General features: G+C 36.5%; 16 protein-coding genes. 10 read left to right on the forward strand and 6 right to left on the reverse strand.

Annotated elements, in window-relative coordinates; translation table 11 throughout:
* Window positions 1-162: 162 nt before the first annotated feature.
* Together ACIQZ2_RS10570 and ACIQZ2_RS10575 are read left to right on the forward strand one after the other, a co-directional pair.
* Window positions 163-699 carry a peroxiredoxin gene (locus ACIQZ2_RS10570; RefSeq protein WP_395768824.1) on the forward strand — a complete coding sequence of 179 codons (537 nt, stop codon included), beginning with the start codon at window positions 163-165 and terminating at the stop codon, window positions 697-699.
* A 47-nt stretch (window positions 700-746) separates the two neighbouring features.
* Window positions 747-1319 (forward strand): carboxymuconolactone decarboxylase family protein, encoded by a 573-nt coding sequence (locus ACIQZ2_RS10575; protein WP_395768825.1) that lies wholly within the window; start codon window positions 747-749, stop codon window positions 1317-1319.
* 42 nt (window positions 1320-1361) lie between these two features.
* On the opposite strand, the gene ACIQZ2_RS10580 is transcribed toward ACIQZ2_RS10575, so the two are convergent.
* Genes ACIQZ2_RS10580 through rpe form a run of 4 tightly spaced genes read right to left on the reverse strand, consistent with a single transcriptional unit; the run spans window position 1362 to window position 5917 of the window.
* On the reverse strand, window positions 1362-2111 hold the full coding sequence (locus tag ACIQZ2_RS10580) for a glycosyltransferase family 2 protein (protein ID WP_395768826.1): 750 nt from the start codon (window positions 2109-2111) through the stop codon (window positions 1362-1364).
* Window positions 2111-3235, reverse strand: coding sequence for an acyltransferase family protein (locus ACIQZ2_RS10585; RefSeq protein WP_395768827.1), 1125 nt, complete (start codon window positions 3233-3235; stop codon window positions 2111-2113). The genes ACIQZ2_RS10580 and ACIQZ2_RS10585 overlap by 1 nt, the downstream gene beginning before the upstream one ends.
* Window positions 3232-5253, reverse strand: coding sequence for an OmpA family protein (locus ACIQZ2_RS10590; RefSeq protein ID WP_395768828.1), 2022 nt, complete (start codon window positions 5251-5253; stop codon window positions 3232-3234). The genes ACIQZ2_RS10585 and ACIQZ2_RS10590 overlap by 4 nt, the downstream gene beginning before the upstream one ends.
* Before the next feature lie 7 nt (window positions 5254-5260).
* Entirely contained in the window at window positions 5261-5917 is a 657-nt protein-coding gene (rpe, locus tag ACIQZ2_RS10595) for a ribulose-phosphate 3-epimerase (RefSeq protein WP_395768829.1), read from the reverse strand.
* A gap of 80 nt (window positions 5918-5997) precedes the next feature.
* On the opposite strand from rpe, the gene ligA reads away from it, so the two are divergent.
* Genes ligA through ACIQZ2_RS10615 form a run of 4 tightly spaced genes read left to right on the forward strand, consistent with a single transcriptional unit; the run spans window position 5998 to window position 9636 of the window.
* Entirely contained in the window at window positions 5998-7998 is a 2001-nt protein-coding gene (gene ligA, locus ACIQZ2_RS10600) for an NAD-dependent DNA ligase LigA (protein WP_395768830.1), read from the forward strand.
* A 3-nt stretch (window positions 7999-8001) separates the two neighbouring features.
* Entirely contained in the window at window positions 8002-8901 is a 900-nt protein-coding gene (dapA, locus tag ACIQZ2_RS10605) for a 4-hydroxy-tetrahydrodipicolinate synthase (protein WP_395768831.1), read from the forward strand.
* Entirely contained in the window at window positions 8901-9203 is a 303-nt protein-coding gene (locus tag ACIQZ2_RS10610) for a Dabb family protein (RefSeq protein ID WP_395768832.1), read from the forward strand. Before dapA ends, ACIQZ2_RS10610 begins: the two co-directional genes overlap by 1 nt.
* Window positions 9184-9636: a heavy metal-binding domain-containing protein gene (locus ACIQZ2_RS10615; RefSeq protein WP_395768833.1), complete on the forward strand. Its 453-nt coding sequence runs from the start codon at window positions 9184-9186 to the stop codon at window positions 9634-9636. Before ACIQZ2_RS10610 ends, ACIQZ2_RS10615 begins: the two co-directional genes overlap by 20 nt.
* Here the strand turns inward: ACIQZ2_RS10615 and ACIQZ2_RS10620 are convergent.
* Together ACIQZ2_RS10620 and ACIQZ2_RS10625 are read right to left on the reverse strand one after the other, a co-directional pair.
* Window positions 9602-11035, reverse strand: coding sequence for an alpha-L-fucosidase (locus tag ACIQZ2_RS10620; RefSeq protein WP_395768834.1), 1434 nt, complete (start codon window positions 11033-11035; stop codon window positions 9602-9604). The two genes, ACIQZ2_RS10615 and ACIQZ2_RS10620, sit on opposite strands and share 35 nt — an antisense overlap.
* Window positions 11025-13490 (reverse strand): M14 family zinc carboxypeptidase, encoded by a 2466-nt coding sequence (locus tag ACIQZ2_RS10625; RefSeq protein ID WP_395768835.1) that lies wholly within the window; start codon window positions 13488-13490, stop codon window positions 11025-11027. The genes ACIQZ2_RS10620 and ACIQZ2_RS10625 overlap by 11 nt, the downstream gene beginning before the upstream one ends.
* 90 nt (window positions 13491-13580) lie before the next feature.
* Here ACIQZ2_RS10625 and fucP point away from each other — a divergent pair, with 90 nt between their 5' ends.
* The 4 genes from fucP to ACIQZ2_RS10645 form a co-directional block, all read left to right on the forward strand.
* Window positions 13581-14915, forward strand: a complete 1335-nt coding sequence (gene fucP, locus ACIQZ2_RS10630; RefSeq protein WP_395768836.1) for an L-fucose:H+ symporter permease — start codon at window positions 13581-13583, stop codon at window positions 14913-14915.
* Window positions 14908-15240 carry an L-rhamnose mutarotase gene (locus ACIQZ2_RS10635; RefSeq protein WP_395768837.1) on the forward strand — a complete coding sequence of 111 codons (333 nt, stop codon included), beginning with the start codon at window positions 14908-14910 and terminating at the stop codon, window positions 15238-15240. Before fucP ends, ACIQZ2_RS10635 begins: the two co-directional genes overlap by 8 nt.
* 4 nt (window positions 15241-15244) lie before the next feature.
* Window positions 15245-16891, forward strand: coding sequence for a UxaA family hydrolase (locus ACIQZ2_RS10640; RefSeq protein ID WP_395768838.1), 1647 nt, complete (start codon window positions 15245-15247; stop codon window positions 16889-16891).
* A gap of 178 nt (window positions 16892-17069) precedes the next feature.
* Window positions 17070-17192: SDR family NAD(P)-dependent oxidoreductase (locus ACIQZ2_RS10645; RefSeq protein WP_395768839.1), on the forward strand; the 123-nt coding region annotated here is incomplete at its 3' end.

A 17192-nucleotide genomic window follows, 5' to 3' on the forward strand; every position in this document is an offset into this window, starting at 1 on the left:
AAAATCTGCGAGAGCAACAATGTATTCTAATTGGGTAATAGTCATATTATAGGCAAAAGTTATACAAATATAAAAAATATAGATTTGATTGATACAATATTTAGCTTGATATTTGTGCATCGTTTAATGAAAAAATAAAACAATTATAAAATGGCAAATTACATGTTAGGTTTAGGAAGTCAATTTCCTACATTTTCTAAAACAGCGGTTGTTTCTTTGGAGCAAGGAAAAGAGTTCGCTACGATTACATCTGAGGATCATAAAAAAGATGGTAAGTGGTTGGTAATGTTTTGGTGGCCAAAAGATTTCACTTTTGTATGTCCAACTGAAATTGCTGAATTTAATCGTCGTGCGAGTGATTTCGCTGATCGTGACGCTTCTTTAATTGGAGCTTCAACTGATTCTGAGTTTGTTCACGCGGCATGGAGAAGAGACCACGATGATTTACGTGGATTAAAATTCCCTATGTTGGCTGATACCTCAAAAAGCTTAGCTGAAGAGTTAGGAATTTTGACAGAAGGTGAAAAAGTAGCTTACCGTGTTACCTATATCGCTGACCAAGAAGGTATTGTACGCTGGGTATCAGCTAATGATCTTAGTGTAGGTCGTAATGTAGACGAAGTTTTACGTGTATTAGATGCATTACAAACCGACGAGCTATGTCCATGTAACTGGAAAGCTGGTGACGCAACATTATAATTTTCTTATAGCCTCGGGATTCCCCGGGGCTTTTAAATTCAACAACCATGAGTGAAACAAAAGATAACTTATTGGCAGAGATTAATATCCCTGCTACAGAATCGTTTGCCCTACTAGACAGCTTAGATGCAGCGGATCATCGTTATATAAAAGATTTGAAGATTAACGTTTCTAATTCCTTGCGCGCTCAGACATTAACAGAGAAAGAAGCGTTGCTTCTGTCGCTTGCGGTATCTGTTAATCAAAAACATACAAGAACAATAGAATCGCTAACTGAATTAGCCTTAAATAAAGGAGCTACTGAGGCTGAAATTACTGAAATCCATGCCTTGGTTTCATTATTGAATGCAAATAACATTTTCTACCGTTTTAAACATATGGTGGATAAAGAATATTACAATACAGCGCCTGCAGGAATACGTATGTCGATTATGATGAATCCTATCCTAGGTAAAGAGTTCTTTGAACTAGCTAGTTTAACGGTATCAGCAATTAACGGATGTGAAATGTGTGTTAAATCACATGAGCAATCAGTAAAGAATCACGGTGCCACTGAGGCTCGGATTCTAGATGCCATTCGATTAACTGCAATAATTAAAAGCCTAATCGTATTACTTTAGCATCAAAAAAGGCTAATTCACAAATGAATTAGCCTTTTTATTTTATTTATTTATTTCCTTCACCATTCGATTTAATTCGAATCGGAATGAGGCAAGTTCCTTGAAACTTTGCCAACATACCTTAAGAAGTTTCATGTGTCGAATAGAAACTTCACCTGTTTCACGTTCTTTATGCAGAACCGGAATATCAAATAATTTTTGACCTGCCTTTTTAGCCAAAACTGAAAGAAAAATATTGGGAGCAAAGGGGACAGACTTAGGTAAAGCAGCTAATAATCTTTTTAAATAGCTTGTGCGAATTAATCGAAAAGGGATATTCGCATCATGAATGTAAGTGCCATAAATAAACAACAAGGAAAACTTAAGTATTCTTGTAATAATCAAACGAAAAGGATCATCATGGCGGACTTCTCTAAACCCTAGAACAAAATTAGATTCATTTCTTTTTTCCCAAAACTTATGAAAATCTTTTGGGTCAAACTGGTCATCTGAATCGGTTTGGAAAACAAATGCAGGATTCATCTCTACGGCCATTTGATAGCCATTATAAATGGCGTTTCCATGTCCACCATTTATCTGATGCTTCGCAATTAAATTCGGATATTCCCCTGTCAATTCATCTAAAATTGCACCTGTATTATCTCTGGAACCATCATTTATAATCAAAAGCTTAAAACTTTCAACCGGTATAACATTGGCAATACCATCAATCCAATGTGGTACTACATCACGTATACAAGCTTCCTCATTATAAGCTGGGATTACTACGACTAAATCTAAATCATTTTGCATTATATGCGGTTTTTATATTTGTTGATAGGCCTTTCAATAACATACCAAGATAAGCTTGATAAGCCAATGAGAATAATCAGGCAAATCAAAAATTTATAGAGGGTAAAATTAACTAATTCTAAATGAAAATCAGGCAAATAGGATTTTAAATAATACCAAATCGTATTTCCAGAATCATGGAAATAATTCATGACTACGTTATGGTAAAGATATATACCATATGAAATTTGACCCAGATACGATATAAATCTTAATTTAAGAAAAGAAGATAAAAACCAAGTATCATTTCGAACTGATAGACCAATTATAAAAAATGCAACTAAAGCGCCAAATAATCTTTCAAAGATTATAGACCAAATGTTATCATGTGAATAGTCTGAATATTTTGCTAAAACCAATACGGCACAAAACAAAAAAATACTTACGGCCAAACCAAGTTTTAGGTAGTTCAGTGATTGAAAGTCTGCCTGTCTATAATGAAATAAATAAGCCAAAATGCCACCGATTCCAAAACAATCTAATGCAGAAAAAGGGTTTACATACCACCACATCCAATTTGACTCTTTTACATCATGCGAAGCAAATAAAGCAAATCCTAAGCGAGTACCTATGCCAAGTACTATCATCGCAAAAAACAGACCTTTGTAGCTCCTAGGGTTTAACAATAATACAAAATAGGGGAAGACTAGATAATATTGCTCCTCAACAGCCAAGGACCACAAATGATCCCAAATCCCCAACCAAGTTCCTTTTAACATGATGAATATATTGGGAAGATAGAATACCAAATAGGGCCATACCTGTCTAAAGTTAGATAATGAGAAAAGAAACCCTAAAAACAATAGTAAAAAATAGATAGGGAAGATGCGCAAAGATCTCCTGTAGATAAATCGGAAAATTTTTACTAACAAACCCGAATGATTCTTTCGATAATCATCAGCACTTTTGAATAAAATCCGGGTAATTAAAAAACCACTGAGTACAAAAAACAAAACAACGCCTAAATGTCCAAAAAAAGCAAAAGGATTAATTGGGATTAACCAATGATCAATCAAAACTAAGAAAACAGCAATAAACCGAATTCCATTCAACTGATCAAAATAAATATCCTTTTTACCTATCATTGATTTGTAATTATACTAAATTCCACACGTCTATTTAATCGGCGCTTATCTTCTAAAGTACTTGCTGAAAGGGGCTTAGTTCCACCCCAACCTTTAGTCTGAATGCGCGTTTCAATTATTCCTTGCTTTACTAGATATTCCTTTACTTGCTTAACACGTTCCCAGGACAACATTAAATTTTCATTCCAATCACCTTGATTATCCGTATGACCTTCAATTAAAATGTTAAAATCTGAATTTTCTCGTAAAATACTTACAATCTCATTGAGAGCTTGGTAAGACTCTTTATCAATTTCAAACTTGCTTTGCGCAAAATAAACATTAGGGAATTTTATTTTTTTACTTTCCTCGATTGGAATCATCTCAAAAATATGAGAAGCCTCAGTATACTTCGCTTGATTCTTGTAATCAAAAATCTCACTTTTTGTCACAAAGCCTTTTGCTTTGACTTGAACTTGAAATGGTTTTTTGCTTGGCCACATAAAACTCAAATCACCTAAATATGGATCATAATCGAATGATAAGGAATCACCAGATACCTGCGACTTAATACTTACTCGAGCTGATATACCTTGCTTAGAAACTTGATTAACCACTTTTCCTGAAAATTGAATTAGTGTTTGTGGCTTAATTTTCTCTGGTATTTTAATCCGAAATATATCCTCAGCTCCCATAGAGTTTTCTACTGAACTAAAATAGGCATAATCTCCTTTTGCAGAAACCGTAAAATAGCCATCCCATTCACTTGTATTAACCGCGGGGCCTACATTTTCTGGAGCTGACCAATTTAGCCAAGTATCATCCAAGCGCCTAGTAATAAAAACATCATTGTTCCCATATCCAATATGTCCACTAGAAGAAAAATACATTGTTTGACCATCAGGAGCAATAAATGGAGTACTCTCTGACTCACCAGAATTAACCACAGGTCCAATATTTTTCGGTTCAGTCCAAGTATCATCTGGTTTTAAAAAAGAAACATAAATATCCTTACCGCCGTAGGAATCTTTGGTTTCAGTCGTCATTAACAACGTTTTACCATCTGGAGCTATTGTATATTCAGAATACTCCGATTTATTCTTGAAGTTTTGAATACGAATTTGTTTGGGAAAACTCCATTCTCCATTTCTGAGTAAATAGGACAAGGAAACCCCCTTTTCCATATGTCCATCTTTACCATAGACATTATTTAATAAAATCATCTTTCCATTGGGGGAAATTCCACATATGGCATTGTTCTCCTCATTATTGATAGGGGATGGGAACAATTTAGCTTTTTCCCATTGTTTTTTTTCATCCAACTGGGTATACCATATATCCTGATTTTTGTTGTCGCCTAAATTTTCTGGATGCTTCCAGCGGGTAAAATAAAGTCGCTTACCATCTGGACTAACTACTGGGTATAATTCATTGAACTTCGAATTAATTACGGTTCCCATATTCTCCTTGACTAAATAGGCATTGGGATCCGATTCTAGCTTAATCTTATTTTCTATAGGTACATCTACATCTGATATTGCCACTGCGTCAATTTGCGAGTATCCCGATACACGCATGGAATTCATGGATATTTTAATCGATTTAACTTTAAATGAAGTAAGATTGGGTAATCGTATCTTGGTAATTTGCCCATTTGATTGAGCATATCCAGCATTAAATTCATGTAATAAATAGAGCTTATTGTTTTCATCCAATGCATCAACACGCGTAATCGAACCAGCACCAAAATTTTCAAAAATAGCTACTTGCTTGATTACTCGAGCTGTGTCAAATGAGACAATGATAAATTCCCCACCAGGATTATCAGGTGTTAATGATTGCCAGGCACTCGGACTGGCTGAAAACTTAGGGTACTTACTTGGCCTACCTAGGATATGTTGGGCACGATATTCTCTACCCAATAAAGGGTCAGCGTATTCACTCGAAAATGACATGACTTTTGATGCCCATTGCACAGATTGTGCAGCTACATTAGCTAAAGAAAAACTAAATAGGGCTACAAAAATTATTCTTATCATTACAAAATTAAACCAAGTCTAACAATTCTTGAATGGTTGATTTCGGATCAACTGACGCAAAAACAAAACTTCCAGCTACTAGAACATTAGCTCCGGCTTGAATTAAGTCAACAGCGTTATTTTTATTTACGCCTCCATCAATCTCTAGATAAATATCCTTACCGGATGAATTTATCAATGTTTTTAATTGGCTCGTTTTTTGTATTGAATTAGCAATAAAGCTCTGACCACCAAAACCCGGATTAACCGACATAATTAAGGCTAAATCAAGATCCTCAATAACATCTTCTAAAACAGAAACCGGAGTTCCTGGATTAATTGCAACACCTGCCATGCAACCCTCTGATTTAATTTGCTGTATTGTCCTATGCAGATGCGGACAAGCTTCCGCATGAACTGTAATCATATCTGCCCCACTTTTTGCGAATTGGGCAATGTAACGCTCCGGTTTTTCAATCATCAAATGACAATCAAGAAATTTAGTCGAATGCTTCTTAATTGCTTCTAATACTGGAAAACCAAATGAAATATTAGGCACAAAAACCCCATCCATTACATCAATATGAATCCAAGCTGCAGCCGATTCATTCAACATAGATGTCTCTTTTGCTAAGTTGGCAAAATCTGCTGCTAAAACTGAAGGTGCGATGATTAACTTTTCCATTTTACAAAGGTATGAAAAATATTGGCTAAGGCTTATTTCTGATAAGATTAGGATTAACTTTGTAGGCTAATTAGTTGCATATGGATATTCAAAAAAAGATGCAAGACCTAGTGGACCAAATAAACCACTTCAATCATGCATATTACCAATTAAATGAGAGTTTAATTTCAGATGAAGCATTTGATAAGCTTTTAGTTGAATTGCAAAAACTCGAATATGAAAATCCATTATTTGCACTCGCAAACAGCCCAACAAAACATGTTGGCGGAACCATAACTAAAAACTTTAAATCTGTTACGCATGTATTTCCCATGTTATCACTTGGGAATACTTATAATGAAGATGATTTGCGTGATTTTGATGAAAGAATCAAAAAGACGCTAGGAGGTGAGTCTTATGAATATGTTTGCGAGTTAAAATTCGATGGAGTTGCTTTATCTTTTTGGTACGAAAATGGGAAGTTGATTAAAGGCGTTACACGAGGTGATGGCACAAAAGGTGATGACATTACCAACAATGTTAAAACCATAAAATCAATTCCACATTACATTCAATCGAATGACTTTCCAGCAACGTTTGAAGTAAGGGGAGAAGGATACATGCCAATAGCATCTTTTGATAAAATTAATGAAGATAAAATGGCTAAAGGTGAGCCTCCATTAGCTAACCCGCGCAATGCAGCCTCAGGAACTTTTAAACTACAAGATTCAAGCGTTGTTGCACAAAGAAATATGGCTTGCTTTGTATATGCCTACCTAGGAAACGAAATACCATTTCAAACCCATGTAGAAGGTCTAAAATTATTGTCTAAAAATGGTTTTCCCGTTTCAGAAACCTATCGAAAATGTCTTAACATCGATGAAGTACTACAGTATATTCAAGATTGGGAAAATAAAAGACATGGTTTACCATTGAATACAGATGGTATCGTAATAAAAATTAATGATTTAGGCCAACAAGAACGATTGGGATTTACAGCTAAGTCACCAAGATGGGCAATTGCTTATAAATACCCTTCTGAAATCGCACAAACGAAAATCGAGAGCATTTCATACCAGGTTGGTAGAACCGGTAATGTAACACCTGTAGCAAATCTAAATCCAGTATACTTAGCTGGAACTGTCATAAAAAGAGCTTCAATTCACAATGCGAACGAAATGGAGCGACTTGATTTGCATGAAAACGACACAGTCTTTATTGAAAAAGGTGGAGAAATTATTCCAAAAATAACGGGTGTTGATAATTCTAAACGAGTTAATCAATCAAATAAATTTAAATTCCCGACAACATGCCCCGCTTGTTCCTCTGAACTTATTAGAACAGAAGGAGAGGCGAACCACTATTGTATAAATGAGTCAACGTGTCCGCCTCAAATTAAGGGAAAAATAGAGCATTTTATTCAACGCAAGGCCTTAAACATTGAAAACTTAGGAACAGAAACCATTGATTTGCTAGTAGAAAAAGGGATTATAAACAATGCCGCAGATTTATATGACTTAACTGAATTTAGTTTTAATGGTTTAGAAGGATTTCAAGCTAAATCCATTTCAAATATTCTAAACTCGATAGTAAAATCAAAAGAAATACCTTTCAGACAAGTACTTTTTGGCATTGGTATAAGACATGTTGGAGCAACAATTGCCGAAAAATTGATTCTCGCATTTCAAAGTATAGAAAACATACGTAATGCTAGCTATGATGATTTAATTGCCGTACCCGAAATAGGGGAACGCATTGCATTAAGTATTATAGATTATTTCAAGCTGGCATCCAATAGGGAATTTATTGAAAAGTTACGATCCGCCCAAGTACAGCTATCTGAAGAAATACAAGAAATAGTCTTGGAGGGGGAGGCCTTAGTCGGAAAAAGTTTTGTAATTTCGGGTGTCTTTGAAAACTTCGAAAGGGATGATCTAAAAGCAAAAATCATCGCGAATGGTGGTAAAGTTGTTTCAAGTATATCATCTAAGCTCGATTTTTTGGTTGCAGGAAACAATATGGGGCCTGCCAAACTTGAAAAGGCTAATCAATTAAATATTAAAATATTAAGCGAAGAGGAATTCATAGCGCTTATTTCATAAAATATGCAATCACAATCATTACCCAAATTTCATGGAGTTGCTCCCGCATTAGTTACGCCGATGTTGGCTAATCGATCCATTGACTGGAGTGGTTTAGCAAAATTAGTTACTCATGTTAGTCAAGGTGGTGTTGATTATTTGGTCGTTCAAGGTACGACAGGGGAATCTGCAACAACAACAGCTGATGAAAAAAAGCAAATTGTCTCCACCATTCAAACAAGTAATTCTCGAAATTTACCCATCGTTTATGGTTTAGGCGGCAACAATACAGAGAGCTTAATAAAGCAAATCAACGAGACAGATTTCAGTGGTATTGATGCCATTTTATCTGTTTGTCCCTATTATAATAAACCCAGCGCACGCGGCGTAATTGCACATTATCAAGCTATAGCAGACGCATGTCCGGTACCGGTTATCATGTACAATATTCCAGGACGAACCGGTATAAACATGTCCCCAGAAACGGTGTTAACCTTAGCGGAACATGAAAATATTATTGGAATTAAAGAGGCGTCTTGTATCATTGAACAATGCATGGAAATTGCCTTTCACAAACCGGAAGATTTCTTATTAATTTCAGGAGATGATGTTCAAGCGGTACCAATTATTTCCATAGGTGGGGTGGGTGTAATGTCAGTTATTGCCAACGCTTTCCCTCAGCAGTTTTCACAAATGATTCATGCGGCATTGTCAGGAGATTTTAAATCAGCCCAAAAGGCATTAGCTGCTTTTTTAACTATTGATCCATTCTTATATGAAGAAGGTAATCCGGTAGGCGTAAAAAAGATCTTGGCGCTGCAGGGAATAATGTCGGGCCAAGTACGTATGCCATTAGCTGAGGGTTCAATGGAACTAGGTAACAAATTAGAAGCTATTATTAAACAAGTTAAACTATCCAAATAATGTTTGTACACGTTGTTAATTTTTGGTTGAAAAAAGGGTTGTCTACTGAAGAAATTCAAAAATTTGAGGTAGGAGTAAGTTCACTTGCAGATATTGATACGGTTGATGTCTTTAGTGTAGGTAAACCTGCGAACACCGATCGCCCTGTCATTGATCGTTCATACGATTATTGTCTACTAACGACTTTTGAAAAAGAGTCAGGGCATGATGTATATCAAACGCATCCCATTCATTTGAAATTTATTGAAGATTGTGCCTCACTATGGGATAAAGTATTAATATATGATTCAGAAAGCATTTAAGTTAGTAGGAGGAATCCTGCTAAGCAGCGCATTAATTGGTTGTACCAAATATATTAAACCTTCGACCTATTACAGTCCAAATTTTAAAGATGGGGGCGTTACTCGACACGATGGATTAGGGTTCGAAATTCCTGTTAAGTATGCAATAGATGTGTTGTATGGACAAGAAGAGCCAAAACAAAAATATGAAGTGATTGAACCCATCAGCTTTTCTGATGAAATACCTTTAACATTAGCGCAGACACAGAATGACAAACTGCTTAATCGTGGAATTCATCAAAATAAGAAAAAGGAAATACTCGAAAAAATGGTCGCTAAAGCAGAGGAACTTGGAGCATCCGCTTTAATTGACGTCAAATACCAAGTGTATACAACAAAAGATGCGAATGGTTATACCTTTAGTGGTACAGCGATTCGTTACGTTCTGAAGTAATATACAATAGGTCGAAATTGGCAATTAATACTTGCCCGCGAGCATCCAAGAAATCAATTTGGATGCTTTTTACTTTACGGGCTTTGAATGGCAAAATACGTTTATTACCAATGGTATAACCGTTAATTTTTTCGACTGTACCATTCTCATCAGTTAAAGTGACTTGAAATTGCTTAACACGTTGCCCAAGGGAAATTGGCTCTTGTAAAACAACGGCATTCAATAAGCGTGATTCACTTGAACTCCAATTTAATTGAGGCTTCAAATCTGATTCTTTTGCCGCCCAAAACGATTTCTCATCTTTATCATAAATATGAGCTGCTAAATGTCCCTTTTCAGAAGAAGATGAAGTTAGTACATCTTTTGATGATAGTTTACTTACTAACCCTTTCGAAATTAACCTTTGTAATCCCATAAGTGCTGAAGAATCATTCGGATGAATCAATCCGCGCGTATCGACTGGTATGTTGATTAATAAATTAGCATTTCGGCCTACAGAAGCAACATAAATTCGCATCAAAGAATCTGGAGATTTTACCTTATCATCTTGATCTGGATGATAATACCAACCTGGACGCAAACTAACATCTACTTCAGGTGCCACCCAATGACTCCCATTTTCCTGCCCTTGTTTATATTCATCAAATTTGGGATATCCGGGATAAATCTCGTCCTTATTAATTGGCGACCACATTTTTTCGTATGAAAAACCACGCTCATTACCTACCCAACGAATATCAGGTCCATTATCTGAAAACTGAACAGCTTCGGGTTGATACTGATTAACCATGGAATGAAACAAGTTCCAATCATAAACTTGCTTCTTCCCATTGGGACCTTCACCATTCGCACCATCATACCAAAACTCGAAAATTGGCCCGTATTGTGTCAACAACTCCTTTTGCATGTTAGCATACACCTGATTATAAGAATCTGTCCCATAAGCCGGATGGAACCGATCCCATGGAGATAAATAGATCCCCAATTTTAATCCATACCGTTTACATGCATTTGCTAATTCTCGTACTACATCGCCTTTGCCTTGTTTCCAAGGAGATTTAGCTACCGAATGTTCTGTAAATTTGGAAGGATATAATGCGAAACCATCATGATGTTTGGCAGTTAAGATGAGGCCCTTCATTCCGGCAGCTTTCGCAATCTTTACCCATTGATTACAATCCAGTGCCGTAGGATTGAATAATTTAGGATCTTCCTTGCCTTCGCCCCATTCAACATTAGTAAATGTATTCATATTAAAATGCACGAATCCATAATACGTCAACTCTTGCCAAGCCAATTGTTTAGCTGAAGGAAGAGGAGCAATCGGTTTAATGCTTTGTCCATTCACCACACTTGAAGCGAAGACCAAAAAGAAGAATGTGATTCTTTTAATTTGCATGATATAAGATTGAGTTTTCAAATAAAGCTGTTGTTTGATTTGGAATAGCTCTAAACAAAGGATTAAAGCCAAACCAAATATAACTGCCCAGTCCCAACGAATAAGTTCCTAGCAAAAGGCTATTATCTACTTTTGATTTAACTCGATTTCCTAAGAATCCAAAATAGGCAGTATTGGATGTAGGCGTACTAAGGATCGACTTCCAAAGAGGATGTTTGCTCACCAACTGCTCAGCTTGATTTATAACAATTACCTGATCACGATTAATTCGAAATCCAATAGGATTTGATTTTTCTAAATTAGCTAATATCAAATTACCAGAAAGTGTTTTAGAAATTTCGTGACGTTCTGAATCCTCATAACTCGTATTGTTATCAGATGAATCAGTCAAATCCTTTACATTTAATGCTAATTCCTTATCTGATATCATACTTACCGCTTTCTCAAACAAAATCACATAACCGCCCTTGCGAACGTAATCGTCCAGTAAAGTCTTCTGATTTTTGGATAAATCAAGCGCCTTTGAATTAGGGAAAATAACTTGGGAATAATTGCTTAGATTAGCTCTAAATAACGAAGCAAATGGAATGAAGGATGGATTGAGTTTCATTTTTGTCGTTAAGTAATAAGCCAATTCACCTTGTTGGTTTACATCAAAACTGGGATCAACTACCACAGCAATACGACTAGTATTTACCTGTATAAAATGTGGAGAACCTAAATCTGCACCAAAATCGGCACGAAAAGTAGAAACACCTACTAATTGAACCTGATTTTTATTTGCCTCTAAACGTAATGCATCCCAATTTCCTCTTTTCTTCAATACCCAAAGATGACCTGGAGCGTATTTATTACCTTCGAACCCAACTTCTTTATCATTGAAAACCACTAAATAACCAAGTTTAATCAATTGGTCAACGAATGCCACCGAAGTAGATGATGGTTTAAAAACAAAGGCAACTTGATTTTCGCTAACGGGATTATCTTTAAATCCTACTTCGGTGTAGGTCGTTACTGACAACTTTTCTTTTATTCCATAAGCACGTATGCCATGAATTTGAAATAGATTCCAAGCAGTAATATCATAAGTTACTGAATCTTCTAATACGGGCGTGGGGTCCAACAAGGCTTGAATCATGGGAGCTGCTGACTGGTAAGCTGATATAGCTAAATCACCTTTAAAAGCTTTAAAAGAACCTGTTTTTTGATCAGCGTATGAAAAAGCATTTACTTGAGAATCTTTGTCTAATTGACTCACTTGAATCCGATTAGCTTGTAAGATTTTAATTAATTCTGCCGACTTACCTATTTCATTTTGAGGGATAACGTAGGTTTTATACAAATTTGTGGGATTAGTACGGGCTAAAGAATGATTGGCATAAAAACTAGCTTTTACTGTTTCGCTATTCGTTAGTGACCACTCAACTAAATTAATTGCCAATTGGCGATGATGATTCACACGATCTACAAATCGAATGGTATCTAAATTTGATTTTTGAGCTTGCAAGCCGCCGCGAATACCGCCTTGTTCCAAAGTCATTCCTAAGGCGCCATTGAGTATTGGATAGGTGTCACCATATCCTGGATAAAATAAATCATACACCTCAGACGTAAAAAATGGCCATTTCTGCTTGTCAAATAAACGCGCGAAAGACTTTCCAACGCTCGTTTGTAAATCCTTCGTTGAACTCGAAATAAAATTCAAATATGGTTTAGCAGCAGGTGGGAAATAATAGGTATGTTGGTAACTCTGTTCATGAAAATCAGCATGAACCATCGGCATCCAGGATTGAAAAAATGCTAACCGTTGTTGGGTCTCAATTTGTGTTTGCCAAACCCAATCACGATTCAAATCAAATGAATAATGATTATAACGACCGGAGACTGAACCTTCAAAGTGTTCTTGATCGAATGGGTCAGCATTGCCTCCCGAAATGAAATTACGACGATTGAATTGTGTAACATAGGCATCGCGACCATCAGGATTTATACAGGGGTCCAATAAAACAACATAATCCTTGTTCATAGACGCTAAAACACCACCGTCTTTAACCAAATCATAAATAGCACCCATAGCAGCTTCTGAACCAGCCGCCTCATTGCCATGTACATTAAAAGATAGATTAATAATAACTGGTAAATCTGAATTCACTAATTTCTGACCTTGAATAACTTGATGATGTACCTCTCTAATTTGATCTAACTTATTAAGCACGTTAATGGACTTAGATAATATTAAAATACCTAACTCACGTCCTTCATTTGTCTTCCCATAAGACTGCCATTTAGCTAACTCAGGGCGCTGAATAGCGATATATTTACAATATTCTACCAGTTGGTAATGATAGGAAAATCGAGAACCCAATTGATATCCTAAAAATTCGTCTGGACTTTTTACTTGTGCTAGAGATATAAAAGAGATTAAACAAGTAAATAGGGTTAATCGAAATTTCATATTTAAATTTAGTTTATAAAGTGATTTAAAATTAAAGAAAAAAGAAGGTAAATTGAAAGAACTTTTGACTTTCACTTAAAACAATTCCTTATGGCATTACCTCAAACCGAAAACGAACCTATTCAGATAAATTCATCAGAAAAAGCCAATTATACCATTCCTTTAATCCTTGTAACAAGTTTATTCTTTTTGTGGGGATTAGCCAATAGCTTGAACGGAACGCTAGTTAAACAATTTCAAACGGCCTTAGACTTACAACGTTGGCAGGCAAATATCGTAGAAACAGCCTTTTATGCCGGATATTTTGTCATGGCATTGCCAGCTGGTGTTGTCATGCGCAGGTATGGGTATAAGATGGGTATCTTATTCGGCTTGATCTTATATGCAGCAGGTGCCTTTTTATTTTATCCAGCGGCTGATGTGCGTTCCTATTCCTTTTTTCTAGTGGCTTTATTTATGATTGCCAGTGGAATTGCATTTTTAGAAACGGCTGCTAATCTATATGTAACGAAATTAGGAGATCCAGCAAAAGGTGATTATCGCTTAAATTTTGCTCAATCATTTAATGGAATGAGTATCATTTTAGGTCCTGTCATAGGCGGGTTATTTATCTTTTCAGAGATAGAGTATAGCCCAGAAGTATTAGCGGCGATGCCCATGGCTGAATCCGAGGCCATTCGTGCCGCACATGCTGCTTCCGTACAAACTCCTTATTTATTAGTAGGGTGTGTTGTCAGTTTCGTAGCCATTTTATTTGCATTTACCAAAATGCCTGAATTAAAATCAGGCGAACAAAAAGAATCAAAAGTGACCATCAGTGATTTGTTAAAACATAAGCATCTGGTACTAGGCATCATTGCTCAGTTTTTAAATGTAGGTGCTCAGGTAACACTTTGGGGCAATTTCGTTGACTTAAAAATTGATTATGCACCTGAAACCAATTTATGGATAGTTGAGAAAATTTATCAGACTACCTCAGAGATGTCGGCAACGCAAATGGCTAGTTTTCATGCTTCGTTTGCATTCATCTTGTTCTTATTGGGTCGTTTTTTAGGCACCTTCCTGATGGGTAAATTTAAATCAAACCAAATTCTTGGTATCTATGCAATCGGTGCTGTGGCATCACTCATTATTGCCATGATAGGTGGAGGTATCATTGCGGTGATAGCATTAATGATGGTTTATTTTTGTCAATCCATTATGTTTCCAACCATCTTTGCACTATCATGTAAAAACCTTGGAGAAGGCTCTAAATTAGCTTCTTCGTTAATCATTATGTCGATAGTGGGCGGATCTATTTTACCTCCATTGGCCGCATCATTATTTAAGATTAATACGAATATGGCATTGGCAATACCTTTATTTTGTTTTAGTTACATCGTCTATTTTGCTTACCGTGGATCCAGAATTTCTACACATGAATAGATATATTTTAATCTTAGATCTGGTAGATGAAGAATCGTCCATCAGGCAATATGAAGCATATCATGAATTGATTCCAAAAGAAATCGATCAAAGTATACGTGATTCAGGAATTACTTCCATGGAAATTTTCCGCTATGCGAATCGCTTGGTCATGGAAATGATCACTGATAACACATTTAACTTTGAAGCAAAAGCTAAAACAGATCAGAAAAATGAAGCTGTACAAGCCTGGGAAAATTTAATGAATAAATTCCAACAACGAATTCCAGGATCGAAACCCACCGAAAAATGGGTATTAACCAAACGCATATTTAGTTTAAATTAATTCTATGTCACGTACTTTTCTACAAATAAATCCATCTGACAATTTACTTGTTGCCTTACAAGATCTTAAAGCAGGTACTGTTATTGAGCATGAAGGAAACAAAATTACTTTACAAGATGACATTGCTGCCAAACACAAGTTTACAACGGAAGCAATAGCCAAAAATGGGAACGCCTATATGTATGGTGTTTTGGTGGGTCACGCAAGTCAAGATATTCCCAAGGGTGGACTCATTCATACGTTTAATCTACATCATGCCTCTCAAGATTTTGAAGGAAAGTTGAAAGACTATTCATGGTCTAGTCCGGATGTAAGTAAATTCCAAAACAGAACCTTTAATGGATATCACCGCACGGATGGACAAGTAGGTACGCAGAATTATTGGTTGGTCATACCGCTTGTATTCTGTGAAAACAGAAACATTGAATTACTTAAAAATGCATTCATTCAAGGTTTGGGCTTTCAGAAAAATGATTCCGTGACTGAGCAAGTCATTCATTTACGGAAGCAATTTGAAGCAGGAAAATCATTAACATTAGGCTCAAGCTCAAATGAGGCCATTATTGCCAAAAGCCCACTTTTTCCCAATGTAGATGGAATTAAATTTCTAACACATGAAAGCGGGTGCGGTGAAAACAAAGATGATTCCGAAAACCTATGTGCCTTGTTAGCAGGCTATTGCGTCAATCCCAATGTAGGTGGAATAACCATTTTAAGTTTAGGTTGTCAGCATTCTCAAATTGCCGTGTTTAAGCAAAAATTAGCGGAAAAAGACCCTAATTTCAATAAACCAATGCACATCTTTGAACAACAGCAAGATGAAGGTAGTGGAGTTGAAAATTTACTAAATGAGGTTGTATTGAAAACATTTGAAGGCTTAATTGAAATCAATCAAATTGATCGCAAACCTGCTCCCTTATCCGCGTTACGATTGGGCGTAAAATGTGGTGGATCTGATGGCTTTTCAGGAATATCGGCTAATCCGGCGATTGGACATACGGCCGACTTACTTGTGGGACTGGGTGGAACTGTCATGATTGCCGAATTTCCCGAGTTATGTGGTGTAGAACAAGAATTACAAAATCGTTCTGTAACCGCAGAGGTAGCAGATAATTTTGGCAAAATGATGCGTGAGTATGCCAAACGTGCCGCAGCAGTAGGAGCGGGCTTCGACATGAATCCATCACCTGGAAACATCAAAGATGGATTAATCACCGATGCGATCAAATCAGCTGGAGCAGCTAAAAAAGCAGGATCCTCACCGATCATTGACGCCCTTGGATATGGACAATACGCGACTCAAAAAGGGCTTAACTTAGTTTGTACACCCGGAAATGATGTATTGGCCACCACAGGAATGGCAGGAGCAGGAGCTACGGTACAATTATTTACAACAGGGTTAGGAACGCCTACGGGCAACCCCATTAGCCCGATGGTTAAGTTGTCAACGAATACACGATTGGCTCAAAAATTACCTGAAATCATTGATATCGATTGCGGTCCTATCATCAGCGGAGAAAAATCAGTTGAAGAAATGGGTGAAGAAGTTTTAGAATATGTGATTAAACTGGCTTCAGGTGAGATTACAACGAAAGCAATGGATTTGGGACAGGATGATTTTATGTTCTGGAGGAGAGGGGTATCGCTTTAGACGCTAGACGCTGGACGTTAGCCTCTTTGGCAAACCTTTCAGGATTGCCAAAGTTTGAGACGCATGCAATGCGGCGATTAGCAGTTAAATAGGTGAGAAAAATAATATAAATAATAGAAAACTAGCGACTGACAGCTAGCAACTAGCAACAGACAACTAGCGACTAAACAAATAAACTATGCTATTTTCATTAAAAGGTAAAAAAGTAGTTGTCACCGGAGGATGCTCGGGAATTGGTAAATCAATTGCCTTAACATTCTTGCAACAAGGAGCGGAAGTGCATGTAATTGATTTACATAAA

The organism is Aquirufa sp. (assembly GCF_044342065.1).
Lineage (GTDB): Bacteria > Bacteroidota > Bacteroidia > Cytophagales > Spirosomataceae > Aquirufa.